The following is a 14,772-nucleotide window of genomic DNA, read 5'->3' as shown; positions in this document are numbered from 1 at the left end:
CCGGGAACAATTACTTTTCGCCGCCCGGCACCCTTCTTGACGTGATCCAGGTCGCATGCCATATTCATCTCTTACAACGTTGCAAGCTTTTCAGCGCGGACTCCCCCGCTTACGGCCAGGGTGCCGTCCCACCTCTTGGAAGGACCATGTGTGATGACGACGTCACGTTCATGGGCAATCCGTGCTGCTGGTTTCGCTGCAGCGCTCGGCATCGCCCTCACAGCGGCAGCGCTCCCGACAGCGGCCGCTCCCCCAGCCGGCGCAACTGCCCCGGCCCCGGCAGTGCTCGAGACAAAAACACCACCCGCCAGGAACGGTGAGCCCCGGCTCACCGACCTCCCCGGTGGAAAGACCGTCGTGGGGCAGACCTCCCCGATCCACGATCCCGCCCTGATTATTGACGACGACGGCACGTGGTACGTCTATAGCACGGGACTGGTGAACCGGGAGAACGGTGGCACCATCCAGATCTGGTCATCGCGTGACCAGGGCACAACCTGGAGCTACACCGGAACGGTCTGGGACAAGATCCCGGCCTGGATCGATGAGCACTTCGCCGACGGCGAGCTCCCCGGCAGCCTCTGGGCGCCGGAAATCACGGAACACAACGGCACCTACTACCTGTACTACTCGGCGTCGCGCTTTGGCGGAAACAAGTCCCTGACCGCACTTGCCACCAACACCACCCTGGATCCCGGCGACCCGAACTACGAGTGGGTGGACCAGGGCCTGGTGGTCTCCTCCCCCGCCACCGGCCTTGACCCGGACAATCCCGGTAAAACATTCAATGCCATCGACGCCGGCATCATTGAGGACGCGGACGGCACCCCCTACATGGCCATCGGATCGTTCTGGTACGGAATCTTCCTGGTTCCCATCGAATGGCCGAGCGGCAAGCCCGTGGCGGACTGGCAGTCCAAAACCGTGAACATCGCGGACCGTTTCATGCCCGGAAATCCCGTTGAGGCTCCCTACATCACCAAACACGACGGCTACTACTACCTGTTCGTCTCCTTCGACTCCTGCTGCCGCGGCGGCGATTCCACCTACAAGGTAGCTGTGGGGCGCTCCACCTCCGTGAAGGGCCCGTACCTGGACAAGGACGGCCGCGACATGTTTGGCGGCGGCGGATCCGTCGTCCTCGACTCCCATGGTGCAGTCACCGGGCCGGGCGGACAGTCCGTCTTTGGTGACTACCTGGCCTTCCACTACTACGACGGCTCCAACCGGGACATCCCCTACTTCCCCACCCTGGGCATCCAGAAAATTGACTGGGTGGACGGCTGGCCATCCTTCGACCAGACAGTAGAGCTGCCCGTCGTTTCCAAGCAGCCCAGGGCCAGGACAGCCGGGGGCACGGCCAGTGTCACGGCCGCCGCAACAGGCACCCCGGGCCCGGTGGCAGTCTGGGAAATATCGTCCGACGGCGGTGCGGGCTGGCAAAAAGCAGTCCACCAGCCGGTCACCAAACGGACAGATGAAGGCACCTATACCTCGACGCTCGAACTGCCGGCGGCCACGGCCGGACAGCAGGGCGCCCTGGTGCGTGCCGTGTTCCATAACGCGCACGGCACGGCAGTCTCGGATGCCGTCGAGGTGCCGCCAGCCAACGGAAACGGCCTCGGAAAACGTACGCCCTGACCCACAGTTCTGGCCGCCGGGCCAGCTTAGCGGCCTGTCTCAGAGCTCCGGGGCGTGCTCTTCAGGCAGGGCGCCTTCGTCCTCCGGATGGCGCTGGAGGTTGACCAGTGCGAGCACCAGTCCGCCCCAGACGGTGAGGATGGCGATAATCATCATGGTGATGGCGATCGGTGTCACAGTGCTGTCTCCTTTGCGTCTTCCTCCACCACAGCGTCGTACTCGGGGTCGTCATGCGCCTTCGAGCTGCGGCTCCACGGGATGAAGGTCAGCACCAGCGCCAGGACAACCAGTGCCGCTGACATGCCCCAGCCAAACACGCCCACGAACCAGTCCGGATACCCCTCATACGTGGTGGAGATCTTGCTGATGAACTCATTGGCCACCATGTAGATCAGCGCGAGCGGCACCACGGCCGCGACCAGCACCATCCAGGTTCCGCGCATTTTGACCGTCGAGATCCGGTTCAGGTGGGCGGAGAGCAGCGGAAGTTTGCGCAGGAACCACGCAAGCACCACCACGGTCACCAGTGCTCCGAGGGTGATGCCGAAGCTGTTGACGAATGCGTCGGACGTGTCGAGCAGGTACAGGCCTGTGGCCGTCGGAAAGAATGCCAGCGAAACGGCGGCTACCAGGATGCTGACCACCAGGGAGGCCTTGATCCTGCCCCAGCCAAGCTTGTCCTGTACGGCGGCAACGATGACTTCGAGCACGGAGATCAGGGACGTGATTCCCGCGAAGACCAGGGATCCGAAGAACAGGACCCCCATCACCGCCCCGAAAGGCGCCTGGGAGACGATGGTGGGGAAGGCGACAAACGCCAGTCCGATGCCCTGGGTCACTACGTCGTTCACGCCGGTACCGGCTGCCTGCGCCATAAAGCCCAGGGCGGCAAAAACGCCGATGCCCGCCAGGATCTCGAACCCGGAATTGGAGAAGGCAACCACCATGCCGGAGCCGGTCAGGTCCGTCCTGCGCTTGAGGTAGGAGGAATAGGTGACCATGATGCCGTAGCCAACGGAGAGCGAAAAGAAGATGTGGCCGTAGGCTGCCGCCCACACTGACGGGTCGGCGAGCGCAGACCAGTCGGGCGTGAAGAAAGCGTTGAGGCCCTGGGCTGCACCTGGAAGGAAAAGTGCCTGGATGACCAGCAGGACGAACATCGCCACGAGCAGCGGCAGCAGGACGGCGTTTGCCCGCGAAATACCTTTGCGGATCCCGGCCACCATGATCAGGATGACCGCCGCCCAAATCAGCAGCAGCGGGAAGAAGACCGACGGGATGAAGTCGAACCCGAGGCCCGGCGCCTCGGCCACCCCCAGGAAGTTGCCGAAGAAGAAGCCCTCCGCGTCGTCGCCCCACGCCTCCGTGAAAGAGAAGATGGTGTACATCAGGGCCCACGCGATGATCACCGCGTAATACGCCGCGATGACGAAGCACACCAGAACCTGCCACCAGCCAAGCGGTTCAGCGGCCCTATGGAGCCGCCGGTACGCCAGCGGGGCCGACCCCCGGAATTTGTGCCCGACGGCGTAATCCAGGAAAAGCAGCGGAATGCCGGCTGTCAGCAGCGCCACCAGGTACGGGATCAGGAATGCACCGCCGCCGTTGTCGTAGGCGATGTACGGGAAGCGCCAGATATTGCCGAGCCCCACCGCCGAACCGATAGCGGACAGAATGAACAACCGGCGGGAAGAAAATGTTTCGCGTTTCACCGGCGGGGCCGGGCGGGCCGGGGAGGAACTGCTCATTTCACCGCCTCCCGCATCAGTGACAGGGCACCAAGGGCGGGCCCCTGGCAACAGCAGTGATGTGGCCGGTTCATGAGGTGCTCTCTCTCAGCTGGCGTTGGAGGTGAGTTCACGGGCTACTCCCGGACTTTACTGCTGCCTGCCACCTCGCGAAACCCCTGGTTGCTGCAGACCGGATTTATGGGCGACGCCCTGCCGGCTCCTGGTCCCCCAGGAGTAGGGTTCCGTCATGGACATCATTCTGGTTCCCGGTTTTTGGTTGGACGCTTCCTCATGGGATGGGGTGACGCCGGCGCTGAAGGCCGCAGGGCACCGCACCCATCCCCTCACCCTGCCAGGACTGGACAGCGTGGACGCCAATCGCGGAGGGATCGGCCTGCATCACCACATCACCGCCGTTACCGCTGCCGCCGATGCCATCGACGGCAAGGTTGTCCTGGTGGGACATTCGGGCGGAGGGGCGATTATCCATGGCGTGGTGGATGCCCGCCCGAACAAGGTGGAGCGGGCAATCTACGTCGACAGCGGCCCTCTCGGCGAAGGCGGGGTGATTAACGATGAGCTGCCTGCCGACGGCGACGATGTTCCGCTGCCGCCATGGGAAGCGTTCGAGGATGCCGATCTGGTGGACCTGGACGACGGCCTCCGCGAGGCCTTTCGCGCCCGCGCCATTCCCCAGCCCAAGGGCGTGGCCTACGACCAGCAGCACCTCCACGACGAGCGGCGCTACGACGTTCCGGCAACCATCATTGCGTGCGAGTTTCCGTCCGCGATGCTGCGCGAGTGGATCGCTGCCGGTCATCCCTTCGTGGCAGAGCTCGCGAAGGTCCGGGACGTGGAGTACGTGGACCTCCCCACCGGGCACTGGCCGCAGTTCACCAAACCCGGGGAACTGGCGCAGGCCATCCTTGACGCAGTGGACCGGAAGGGCCAACCCGCCACCCCCTGAGGAACTGACCCCGGGCCGCCGCGTAACCAGGATGTGCTGCCTCTTGCGCGGGGGCAGGACCTTCTTCATAATAAATGAATGTCATTCATTTATGCCCCCCTTCTTCCCCCGACTGCTCCTGCAGTGATGCCGGACGGCATCCCCGTACACATGCCGGCAGAGTGGGAGGGCCACCAGCGGACGTGGATGGCCTTCCCGCCGCCCAACGAAACGTTCGGGGCAGCAGGAAGCCGAACCCTTGACCGTGCCCGTGCTGCATGGTCGGACGTTGCCCGGACCATTGCCCGGTACGAGCCCGTCACCGTCCTGGCTGATCCGCGTGACGCCACTGCGGCCAAAGAGTGGCTGGGTGCCGGAATCGAGGTGCTGAAGGTTCCCCTCGACGACGCGTGGGTGCGGGACAGCGGCCCCACGTTCGTGCACCGGCCCGACGGTTCGCTGGCCGCCGTCGACTGGGTCTTCAACGGCTGGGGTGCCCAGGAGTGGGCCTCCTGGGGCAACGATCAGAACGTGGCACGCGCAGTGGCTGCCGAAGCTTCAGTACCCGTCCGGCCCAGTCCGCTGGTCAATGAGGGCGGTGGATTCCACGTGGACGGTGAAGGAACGGTGCTGCTGACCGAGACCGTCCAACTGGACCCCGGACGCAACCCGGGAGCGACGAAGGAATCAGTCGAAGCCGAAATCCACGCTGCCCTGGGCACCACCAAAGCCATCTGGCTGCCGCGCGGCCTGACGCGCGACTACGGCGAGTTTGGCACCCGTGGACACGTTGATATCGTGGCCGCCTTCGCTGGAGCCGGCTCCGTCCTGCTGCACCGCCAGGATGACCCCGGCCATCCTGACTATGAGGTGTATAGGGAACTCCGCACCGTCCTCGCCGGTGAAACTGATGCCCAGGGCCGCCCCCTGCGGGTCATTGATGTCCCGGCACCCACGACCCTGAAGGATGACGAAGGCTTCGTCGACTGGTCCTACATCAATCACTACGTGGCCAATAACGTCGTCGTGCTGTGCGCCTTCAACGACCCCAACGATGTGATAGCTGCCGGCATCCTCGAACGTGCCTACCCGGGACGAACCGTGGAACTGGTCGACGCACGCGACATCTTCGCGTTCGGGGGCGGCATCCACTGCATCACCCAGCAGCAGCCAGCGCCTGCGCCTGCAACGAATGGCTCCCCGGCGTGAGTAGCTTCAATGTTGTGGAAGCCGGCATCGGGCGGCTCAGGGCAGCGCTGGAGGCAGGCGAGGTCACCAGCGAGGAGCTTGTGCGCCTGTACCTTCAGCGGATCGAGAAGTATGACTCTTCAGGCATATGCCTCAACGCGCTTGTAGTGCTGAATCCCGATGCGCTTGCGGCTGCCCGGGCCTCCGACGAGCGGCGTGCCGCTGGAACCCCCCTGGGGCCGCTTGACGGGATTCCGTACACTGCCAAGGACAGCTACCAGGCGCGCGGCCTCACTGTCGCTGCAGGGTCTCCGGCGTTCAAGGACCTGGTGGCGCAGAAGGACGCCTTCACCATCGAACGGCTGCGGGCCGGCGGCGGGGTGCTGATCGGCCTGACCAACATGCCCCCGATGGCCAATGGAGGGATGCAGCGCGGCGTCTACGGGCGGGCGGAAAGCCCCTACAACGGCCACTACCTCACGGCAGCCTTCGCCTCCGGATCCTCCAACGGTTCCGGAACTGCCACCGCAGCGAGTTTCGCAGCGTTCGGCCTCGCGGAGGAAACCTGGTCGTCCGGTCGGGCGCCGGCGTCGAACAATGCCCTGTGCGCCTACACCCCTTCACGTGGTGTGATTTCCGTCCGGGGGAACTGGCCGCTGGTCCCCACCATGGACGTGGTCGTTCCGCACACCCGGACCATGGACGACCTTTTGGAGGTCCTGGACGTCGTGGTGGCAGACGACGTCGAGACCCGCGGTGACTTTTGGCGGGTCCAGCCGTGGGTCCAGCTTCCCAAAGCATCGGAAACCCGCCCGGACTCATACCTTGAGCTGGCGGTCCCCGGCCCGGCCGCGGCAGAACGGGTGCTCACCGGAAAACGCCTCGGAATCCCCCGGATCTACATCAACGCAGACCCGGACGCCGGCACCGCAGAAGCGCCCGGCATCGGCGGCCCCACTGGCCGGCGCATCGACACGCGGGCATCCGTCATCGAGCTGTGGAAGGCGGCCAGGCATGATCTGGAAGCCGCAGGCGCCGAAGTCATCGAGGTCGATTTCCCTGTCGTCTCCAACTACGAGGGGGACCGCCCCGGCGCCCCCACCATCGCCACCCGCGGCCTGGTCTCCCCGGAATACCTGCGCCGCGAGATCGTGGACCTCTCCGCCTGGGCATGGAATGACTTCCTCGATGCCAACGGGGACCCGCACCTCCACCGCCTCGCCGACGTCGACGGCGCGGAAATCTTCCCTGCACCGGACGGATCCCTGCCGGACCGCTATGACGGCTTCGACGATGACATCAGCGACTACCCCGCCTGGATCCGCGAACACGGCGTCCCGACGCTCACCGATATCCCCCACCTCGCAGAAGGGCTCAGCGGCCTGGAAGAGACCCGCCGGATCGACCTCGAGGACTGGATGGACAGGCTGGGCCTGGACGCGGTCGTGTTCCCTGCGGTTGCCGATGTGGGACCAGCCGACGCCGACCGTCATGAGGTGTCGGCGGACCTGGCCTGGCGCAACGGGGTGTGGGTGGCGAATGGGAACCTGGTCCCGCGGCATTTGGGTATCCCCACCGTCACGGTCCCGATGGGACTGGCCGCAGACATCAGCATGCCCGTAGGCCTCACCATCGCCGGCAGGGCTTACAGCGACACGGAACTGCTGCACCTGGCCGCGGCCTTCGAAGCCACCGGCAACCGACGTGTCCCGCCGCCGCGCACCACGTCACCAGGGGAAGCAAAAACAGCCTGACGTTCAGGTGCGGCGGCCCCCAACCGCTGTTTTTCAGGCGGAATCAGGCAAGCTCACGTAAGTGAGGCCAGCGCCGGGGATTAAACCGCGGTGCGTGAGAAGCGGTAGAACCGGACGCCGTGTGCGGGTGGGTCCACCACGAGCGCTGGGGCATCGTTTATTTCGGTGAGCACGACGCCGGCGCCGCTCCACGCCTCCCGGCCAACCCAGCCGCCGTCATCCGGCAGTCCCAGGTCCGCCAGCAAGAGTGTTCGGGCCTGGCCGGCCGTCCCGGTGTTGAAGGCTGCTGCGAACCTGTCGTCCGACGTCGTACTCTCCGCCGCCCACAGCACCAGGTTCCCCTCGCGCAGCAGTTCACGGTTGTTCCGGCTCTCTTTCAGGGCCGCGAGGAGGTCACCGTTGGTCAGCAGCTCGAGCGTTTCGGGAGGCGAGGACGGGAGGTCGCAGCCGAGCATGAGCGGAGAACGGGAGATACTCCAGAGGGACAGCATGGTCCTCTGCTCATCCAGGCTCAGTCGGGTCAGCCGCTCACTGCCCCGTTCAGCACGCAACGCGATCCGCCCCACCGGAAGCATGTCCGCATCGGCCCAGCTGCCGGGCCGCTGGTGCGGCGCCCAGCGGGCCATCCGGGTGAACTGCGCCTCCACGTCCTCCCACACGTCCCAGAGATCGTCGGACACCCTCCACATGTGGGCGTTCCCGCGCAGGTGCTCCAGCCTGCCGAGCGAGAGTGCCCGGCCCGGCGAGAGGCTCAGCACCATGTCCCGGCCCGAGCGGCTGATGGCCCGGCGGTAGGCTGCAATCTCCTCTGCGAAGTAGGGGCCCAACATGTCATCGGCCTTGATGAAGTCCACGCCCCAGGAGGCGAAAAGCCTCAGTTGGGAGTCGTAATAGGCCTGTGCGCCGGGGTTGCTGTGATCCAGGCCAAAGTTGTCAGTGTTCCAGTCGCAAACGGAGGACGTGTCGGCTACGTCGGCTGCCGTAAGGTCAGTGGCTTCCACGGGGAGACAGTCCCTTACCGCCTGCCGGGGAATGCCCCGCATGATGTGCACGCCGAATTTGAGGCCCAGGCCGTGAATCCGGTCAGCGAGCGGTTTGAAGCCGAGCCCTCCGGCTGACGACGGAAACCTGTTGGGTGCCGGGAGCTGGCGGCCATAGGCATCCAGTTGGAGCTCCGCGCCGTCGTTGTAGCCTCCGGCCCGGGCCTGCGGTTCGTACCACTGGATGTCCACCACCACGGTGTCCCATCCGGAAGGCAGCAGGTGCCGGGCCATGAACGAGGCGTTCGCCATGACCTCTTCCTCGGTGACGGACGTGCCGTAGCAGTCCCAACTGTTCCATCCCATGGGAGGGGTGCCGGCAGGTGTCATTTTGCCAATTTACAACGATATAGATTGCGGCACCAGCAGCCGGCTGCGAGGCGGGACGCGCCTTGTCCCGAGGATCAAAGCTGCCTTGACAGCAGGGTTGTTAGCGCTGACAGTTGAGGGAGCCATCTCCACCTCAACCGGAAAGCCACACTTATGAAGAACTGGGCAGGGAACCTTGACTATGCCTCGGCTGAGGTCCGCCGGCCCGCATCGGTGGAGGAGCTTGCTGCAATTGTGGCGGGAGCGGGCAGGGTCAAGGCCCTCGGGTCGCGGCACTCGTTCAACCGCGTAGGCGATACCGATGGCGTCCACGTGCTCCTGGACGCCCTGCCCCAGACGATCGAACTGGCCTCCGACCGCCAGAGCGTGCACGTCAGCGGCGGCGTCAGTTACGGAACACTGTGCCGCTCCCTGGAACAGTCCGGCGTCGCCATCCACAATTTGGCGTCACTGCCCCACATCTCCGTGGCCGGCGCCGTCCAGACCGGAACGCACGGCTCCGGCGTGGACAACCAGTCCCTGGCGGGAGCAGTCCAGGCCATCAACCTGGTGCGGCCCTCCGGCGAACTGGTCTCCCTCTCCCGTGCCGACGGCGATGAATTCCTGGCAAGCGTGGTGGGGCTCGGCGCCCTGGGAATCGTCACGGGCCTGGAACTCGCCGTCCAGCCAGGCTTCAGGATGCGCCAGCGCGTCCTCGAAAACCTGCCATGGGACCGGGCGCTGGGCAACTTCCAGCAATTGGTATCCAGCGCCTACAGCGTCAGCCTTTTCACCGACTACGCCGGCGATTCCATCAGCCAGGTCTGGCTCAAGGCACTCGATACTGAGCAGCCGCTCACTGAACTGTTCGGCGCCACCGCGGCCTCGGACCCCCGCCACCCGCTGCCTGACATGTCCGCAGAAAACTGCACACTCCAACTGGACGAGCCCGGTCAATGGCTGGACCGCCTTCCCCATTTCCGCCACGAGTTCACACCCAGCAAGGGCGAGGAACTTCAGAGCGAGTTCATCCTGCCGCTGGAGCACGGACCGGCCGCAATTGAGGCCGTCCGGAGCCTTGCAGGGAAGCTCGCTCCGCTGCTTTTCGTCTCCGAAATCCGGACCGGTGCCGCGGACGAGTTCTGGCTCAGCCCCTTCTACCGGCAGCAGAGCGTGGCCCTGCACTTCACGTGGAAGCCCCTGCAGGCAGAAGTGGAAGCAGTCCTGCCCGAGCTCGAGGACCTGCTGCGGCCCTTCGGCGCCCGCCCGCACTGGGGCAAGCTGTTCTCCACCGCAGGCCACGACTGGGAGTCGCTCTACCCGCGCTTCGCCGACTTCCGCTCGCTGGCCTCCGCACATGATCCCGACGGAAAGTTCCGGAACGGACTGCTGGACAGCATCCTGGGAGTTCGCGCGGCAAGCGCCCGGTAATCCACAGCGTAACGCGACAGGTAATCCAGGAAAGGGTGGCCGCCAGGTTCGGCAGCGTGAAGACCTATCCTCATGCGTGCGTGGCGACCGATAGGCTGGAGGGATGAACCGCCGCCTTGCCGCCCTGTGCGCTACCCCCCTGTTCCTGCTGCTCGCCGGCTGCGGCGCTGTTGAGGAAGCCGCCGGCAACGCGGCCAGTGACGCCGCCTCAAAGGTTGCCACTGCCGCTGCAGGGGAAGTGAAACGGCAGATCTGCACCGTCATTCAGGATGGCCTGGTCAGCGTTGAGGACAAGCAGGTGCTCGCGGGCCTCGTTTCCGCCGCCCGTACCGCTGGTGTTCCGGCGGAAATTACGACGCCGCTCGGCCAGATTGCGGAGTCCGGGGACCAGGTGCCGGCAGACTCCGTCCAGGCGCTGCAGGACGCCTGCGCAGCCTAGGAGCCCTTGGCAAAATTTCCCCTTTAGCCGCGTGCGCCTTGGTGCTACGGTGAAATGGCGAACTAGTAAGCCTGTGATACTAAATCACGCGCGAAGGAGATCGTCATGGCGGAACGCGGCAATACCAAACACGGCTCCAATCTGGACGACCAGATGAAGCATGAAACCCAGGGTGTGGTGCACGGAAACCAGCCGGCCCATGCCGAGGAATGGCGGGAAACGGAGCCTTTCCCGGATGACACAGATCCTGCCGAGGTCCGGGAGGCGCTTAACCCGGTTGCATCACCTGACCCCCTGACCGATGAGGAGGGGGAACAGTGACTGGCAGCCTGAAGGAATATGCGCATCTCTACCGGCTTCCCGGCCCCTGGTGCTCAGCGTACGTGGACGCCGGAACAGGCACGGTGGACACACTCGAAGCAGCCGATGTCAGGCCGGGAAACATCAAGGCTGCGCTGGAAGCCCAGGGGGCATCGCCAACGGACCTGGATGCCATGGAGCAGGCCCTGCAGCCTGAAACCGGGGTCCCCGCCCCCGTGTCCAGGTTCGTGCTGGTTCACCAGGGCAAGGCGGAACTCAACGAGGTCATGCCGGGAGACCGGGCCGGAGCTGAACGTATTTCGGTTGATCCCATCCCTGACCTGCTGCCGCTGGTCAAGCACCGCCCCGAGGACTTTCCCTATGTTGTGGCGGAAGTGAGCCGTGAACACGGCGAGATCCGGTTGCACTACGCCGGCGCAGGCGCTCCCGTCAGCATCGAGGAGGTGCAGGGGGACACTGAGCACATCAAGAAGTTCCAGGGCGGCGGCTGGGCCCACCTCCGGTTCCAGCACCACACGGAGGATGTCTGGCGCCGCAACGCTGATGAGGTGGCTGCCGAGATAGACAGGGTTGTCAGCAGCAGCGGTGCGCGGCTGGTGGTCCTCGCAGGAGACATCCACGCCCGCAGGCTGGTGCAGGAACAGCTGTCCAAAGCCAGCCAGGCATTGGTGTCCGTTGTGGATTCCCACACCCACACGGCAGGTGCTGACCCTTCGCTCCTGGAGGACCAGGTGAACCAGCGGGTCGCCGAGCAATGGGCCACAGAGCAGCAGGAGATCATGGAGCGGCTGGCCACGCAGGAGGGCCGGGCCAATCCGGAATCCGCCACCGGAGCAGGCGCCGTGTTGCATGCGCTCCAGCAGGCGCAGGTGGAGGTGCTGATCTTCAACGACGCCGCCCTTTCCGAGCGGACGCTGCTCGCCCTGGACGCGGAGCCCTGGATCGCCACCGCCGAGGAGGAGTCCCTGGCCGCAAACATCGTGGGGAAGGTTCCAGCCCCTGCAGCACTGTTGCGTGCGGCGGCGCTGACTGACGCGCGGGTTCTCCTGGTTCCCGGTCCCGTCCTGCCCAAGGGCGTAGACATTGCAGCCCTGCTCCGCTGGCCCACCGGACCGGCTGCGCCGTCGTCGTAGCAGTCCCGCGGCCGCCGACCTCGCACAGCGGGGCCTGCTGAACAGCCCGCAGGATACGTACACCGCCGAATAGGCCCTGGAAACCTGACGGCACGGCAAAAACCGGCCCCGCCCCTAACCAGGGGCGGGGCCGGGTCATATGGCGCCGCTTCTATATCTGGCAGGTCCGGATTCAGGTTATTGGCGGGGCTGGTCCACGCCACGGAGGCTGGGGGTGCGGCCGCCCTGCGGGCGTCTTGCCGTCCGGTGTTCAGGGGCCGCAAACGGAACCACGCCCTGGTCGCGGTCCGCCGGCAACGCGTTCACAAACTTTGTCAGCTCCTCGCTGAGGACCTTCCAGCCAATGCTTGGGTCCTGCGGATAGGCATTGATTTCTGCCCGGCGGGCGGCCTCCAAAATGGCGGCGCCGGCTTCCGTCAGCTCCACCTTGAACTGCCGGCGATCGGCGGACTGGCGCGTCCTGGTGATATGGCCCGCTCCTTCAAGCCTGATCAGGACCCGTCCCAGAGTCTGGCTCTGCACACGAATGGCTTCGGCGAGCTGCTCCTGGTTCAAGGGTCCGTCGGCGAGTCCTTCCAAGGCGATGACGGCGGCGCGGGTCAGGCCCAGGTGCGCCAGGGCATCGTCCTGCCGCCGTTGTACCAGCCGGGCCGCCACAGTGATCAGGCGGTAGCTGGTCCGGGCATCTGGATCGAGATTGCTGGTCATCGGGCCGTGGCCTTCCTGTGGGTGGCGAAGTGCAGGGCGTGATCACCTCTTTTTGCGTCGCTACGTTCTCTACAATAAGCATGCTTAGCATCAAATTCGCAAGTAGGCTTACTATCACCGGGCCAAAGGACCGCTTCAGCGCAGATTTATCAGCGGCCCCTTGCGCATCAAAAGGAAAGTGTGCTTAGTATCTAATTAGTAACCATGCTTACTACTAGCCAGCATTGCTGGTTCTTGATCGCCAGCTGACCCTTCATGAAAGAGAGCCCGATGACAGAGAACCAATGGCCCCAGACATCCAGCCCTGCTACCACCGATGCCTTCGGTGCAACCGAAGTAGGTGCTGACGAAAGCTTTGGCACTGCCCCCGCCGCCGGTTCTGCCGGAAACACCAAGAGCCAGGCTGCCAAGGAAGAGGCATCGAACGTTGCCGGCCAGGCCGCATCGTCCGCCCAGAATGTGGCGCAGACCGCGAAGAGTGAAGCCGCGAATGTGGCTTCCGAGGCGAAGTCCAGCGCCCAGGATCTGTTGCACCAGGCGAAGTCAGGCCTGACCACCCAGGCGGGCACGCAGCAGCAGAAGGCCGCTGAAGGCATCCGCACCATGTCCAGCCAGCTGCAGAGCATGGCGGACGCGCCGGACCAGCAGGGCATGGCCAGTGACCTGATCCGGCAGGCCGCCCAGCGCAGCGAGTCTGTCGCGTCCTGGCTTGAGAACAAGGAGCCGGGCGACCTGCTCGGCGAAGTCCAGAGGTTCGCCCGCAACAAGCCGGGAACCTTCCTGCTGCTCGCAGCAGGCGCCGGCATCCTGGCAGGACGCCTCACCCGCGGCCTCACCGCAGGCAACCAGGGATCTCCGGCATCCAGCACCGGGTCGCCCTCGCACCGCGCCGTGCAGCCGCAGCCCGTTGCACCACTGCACCAGGAGACCGTGTACGCGGCCGGAAACGATGACCTCTTCACCGAACCCGTGGTCACCGGCGGAGCCCCCGTATCAACATCTACCCTGCCGGGTGGCACGGCGGAAGACACTCCGCTCCGGTACGAGGACGATCCGTTCCGCGACGAGGACGGCTCCTACCGCACCACTGATGGCGGTTACCGGTCATCGGAAGGACGGCAGCTGTGAGTAGTTCAATTCCGGAACCTGCGCCGAGTGCGGCGCACCAGAAGGCTGATAACGCCTCATTGGGTGAGTTGCTCGGGGATGTGACCCGTGACCTTTCGACGCTGATGCGCCAGGAGGTCGAGCTCGCCAAGGCCGAAGCCAAGCAGTCTGCCACCAAGGCGGGCAAGGGCGCGGGCATGCTCGGCGGGGCAGGCGTGGCCGGACACTTCGTCCTGGTCTTCCTGTCCCTGGGCCTGATGTTCGCCCTGGGCGCCCTGATGCCGCTGGGCTGGGCCGCCCTGATCGTCGCCGTGATCTGGGGCATCATCGCCGCGGTCCTGGCCTCGATCGGCCGCAAGGAACTCAAACAGATCAAGGGCCTGCCGCAGACCGGCGAAACCCTGTCCGAAATTCCCCCAACCCTAAAACCAGGTGAGGTAAACCGATGAGCGATAACCCGGACGCAATCCGTTCAGACATAGAAGCCACCCGCGCACGCCTGGGCACCAACGTTGACGCGGTCGCGGACAAGGTCACCCCCTCCAACATCGTCAACCGCCAGACCGACAAGCTCAAAGACGCTGTCACCGGCGTGAAGGAGAAAGTCATGGGAGCAGCAGACAACGCCAGCACCACTGTCCAGGACAAAGTCCACTCCGGCGCCGGACACACCAGCGGTGCCCTGAGCTCCACCGGTGACAGCCTGCACGGGGCCAAGGACACCGCCGCCGCCAAGCTTTCCGATGCCGGCACCGCGATCTCCCAGGCACCGGACCAGGTCAAAGCCAAAACCCAGGGCAACCCCCTGGCCGCCGGGCTGATCGCCTTCGGCGCCGGAATGCTGATCTCTTCCCTGATCCCGGCCAGCCAGAAGGAACGCGAGGCAGCAGACCAGCTCAAGACCGCCGCCCAGCCCCTGGCCACCCAGGTTACCGATGCGGCGAAGGACATGGTCCAGGACCTGAAGGAACCGGCCCAGGAAGCCATGGAGAACGTCAAGGCCACGGCCACCGACGCATCGGTAA

At 65.2% G+C, this 14,772-nt stretch carries 15 protein-coding genes; 11 read left to right on the top strand and 4 right to left on the bottom strand.

The genetic code is table 11. The features are described from left to right. The first annotated feature begins 153 nt into the window (after window positions 1-153). The gene (locus CXX84_RS08495) at window positions 154-1,641 is read left to right on the top strand and encodes an arabinan endo-1,5-alpha-L-arabinosidase (protein WP_102976285.1); all 1,488 of its coding nucleotides are present in this window, start codon (window positions 154-156) and stop codon (window positions 1,639-1,641) included. Window positions 1,642-1,680: 39 nt separating this feature from the next. On the opposite strand, the gene CXX84_RS08490 is transcribed toward CXX84_RS08495, so the two are convergent. Further along, window positions 1,681-1,818: a methionine/alanine import family NSS transporter small subunit gene (locus CXX84_RS08490; RefSeq protein WP_102976284.1), complete on the bottom strand. Its 138-nt coding sequence runs from the start codon at window positions 1,816-1,818 to the stop codon at window positions 1,681-1,683. Continuing rightward, complete coding sequence (locus CXX84_RS08485) at window positions 1,815-3,389, bottom strand: sodium-dependent transporter (RefSeq protein WP_102976283.1); 1,575 nt, start codon at window positions 3,387-3,389, stop codon at window positions 1,815-1,817. The genes CXX84_RS08490 and CXX84_RS08485 overlap by 4 nt, the downstream gene beginning before the upstream one ends. Window positions 3,390-3,618: 229 nt before the next feature. Between CXX84_RS08485 and CXX84_RS08480 the strand changes: the two genes are divergently transcribed. From CXX84_RS08480 to CXX84_RS08470, 3 genes are all read left to right on the top strand, one after another. Then, window positions 3,619-4,338 (top strand): alpha/beta fold hydrolase, encoded by a 720-nt coding sequence (locus CXX84_RS08480; RefSeq protein ID WP_102976282.1) that lies wholly within the window; start codon window positions 3,619-3,621, stop codon window positions 4,336-4,338. 78 nt (window positions 4,339-4,416) lie between these two features. After that, window positions 4,417-5,526, top strand: coding sequence for an agmatine/peptidylarginine deiminase (locus CXX84_RS08475; protein WP_102976281.1), 1,110 nt, complete (start codon window positions 4,417-4,419; stop codon window positions 5,524-5,526). Beyond that, on the top strand, window positions 5,523-7,259 hold the full coding sequence (locus CXX84_RS08470) for an amidase (RefSeq protein ID WP_102976280.1): 1,737 nt from the start codon (window positions 5,523-5,525) through the stop codon (window positions 7,257-7,259). The genes CXX84_RS08475 and CXX84_RS08470 overlap by 4 nt, the downstream gene beginning before the upstream one ends. A gap of 80 nt (window positions 7,260-7,339) precedes the next feature. Here the strand turns inward: CXX84_RS08470 and CXX84_RS08465 are convergent, their stop codons facing one another. Next, window positions 7,340-8,629, bottom strand: coding sequence for a glycoside hydrolase family 27 protein (locus CXX84_RS08465; protein ID WP_102976279.1), 1,290 nt, complete (start codon window positions 8,627-8,629; stop codon window positions 7,340-7,342). 153 nt (window positions 8,630-8,782) lie between these two features. On the opposite strand from CXX84_RS08465, the gene CXX84_RS08460 reads away from it, so the two are divergent. The 4 genes from CXX84_RS08460 to CXX84_RS08445 all read left to right on the top strand — a co-directional run bounded on the left by CXX84_RS08460 (window position 8,783) and on the right by CXX84_RS08445 (window position 11,932). Continuing rightward, window positions 8,783-10,039: a D-arabinono-1,4-lactone oxidase gene (locus CXX84_RS08460; RefSeq protein WP_102976278.1), complete on the top strand. Its 1,257-nt coding sequence runs from the start codon at window positions 8,783-8,785 to the stop codon at window positions 10,037-10,039. Window positions 10,040-10,142: 103 nt separating this feature from the next. Beyond that, window positions 10,143-10,478 carry a hypothetical protein gene (locus CXX84_RS08455; protein WP_102976277.1) on the top strand — a complete coding sequence of 112 codons (336 nt, stop codon included), beginning with the start codon at window positions 10,143-10,145 and terminating at the stop codon, window positions 10,476-10,478. 105 nt (window positions 10,479-10,583) lie between these two features. Beyond that, a complete protein-coding gene (locus CXX84_RS08450) occupies window positions 10,584-10,799 on the top strand; it encodes a hypothetical protein (RefSeq protein ID WP_102976276.1) in 216 nt (71 codons plus the stop codon). Further along, window positions 10,796-11,932 (top strand): Vms1/Ankzf1 family peptidyl-tRNA hydrolase, encoded by a 1,137-nt coding sequence (locus CXX84_RS08445; protein ID WP_102976275.1) that lies wholly within the window; start codon window positions 10,796-10,798, stop codon window positions 11,930-11,932. The genes CXX84_RS08450 and CXX84_RS08445 overlap by 4 nt, the downstream gene beginning before the upstream one ends. Before the next feature lie 177 nt (window positions 11,933-12,109). On the opposite strand, the gene CXX84_RS08440 is transcribed toward CXX84_RS08445, so the two are convergent. Further along, the gene (locus CXX84_RS08440) at window positions 12,110-12,640 is read right to left on the bottom strand and encodes a MarR family winged helix-turn-helix transcriptional regulator (protein ID WP_102976274.1); all 531 of its coding nucleotides are present in this window, start codon (window positions 12,638-12,640) and stop codon (window positions 12,110-12,112) included. Window positions 12,641-12,910: 270 nt separating this feature from the next. On the opposite strand from CXX84_RS08440, the gene CXX84_RS08435 reads away from it, so the two are divergent. From CXX84_RS08435 to CXX84_RS08425, 3 genes are all read left to right on the top strand, one after another. Beyond that, window positions 12,911-13,768, top strand: coding sequence for a hypothetical protein (locus CXX84_RS08435; protein ID WP_102976273.1), 858 nt, complete (start codon window positions 12,911-12,913; stop codon window positions 13,766-13,768). Continuing rightward, window positions 13,765-14,196: a phage holin family protein gene (locus CXX84_RS08430; protein WP_102976272.1), complete on the top strand. Its 432-nt coding sequence runs from the start codon at window positions 13,765-13,767 to the stop codon at window positions 14,194-14,196. Before CXX84_RS08435 ends, CXX84_RS08430 begins: the two co-directional genes overlap by 4 nt. Then, the coding region (locus CXX84_RS08425) for a DUF3618 domain-containing protein (RefSeq protein WP_102976271.1) at window positions 14,193-14,772 on the top strand (580 nt) is incomplete at its 3' end. The genes CXX84_RS08430 and CXX84_RS08425, both read left to right, overlap by 4 nt.

The sequence above is a fragment of the Arthrobacter sp. AFG7.2 genome, from assembly GCF_002892835.1.
GTDB lineage: Bacteria > Actinomycetota > Actinomycetes > Actinomycetales > Micrococcaceae > Arthrobacter.
The sequence above is the reverse complement of the archived record's forward strand: the minus strand, read 5'-3'. Positions and strand labels throughout refer to the sequence as shown.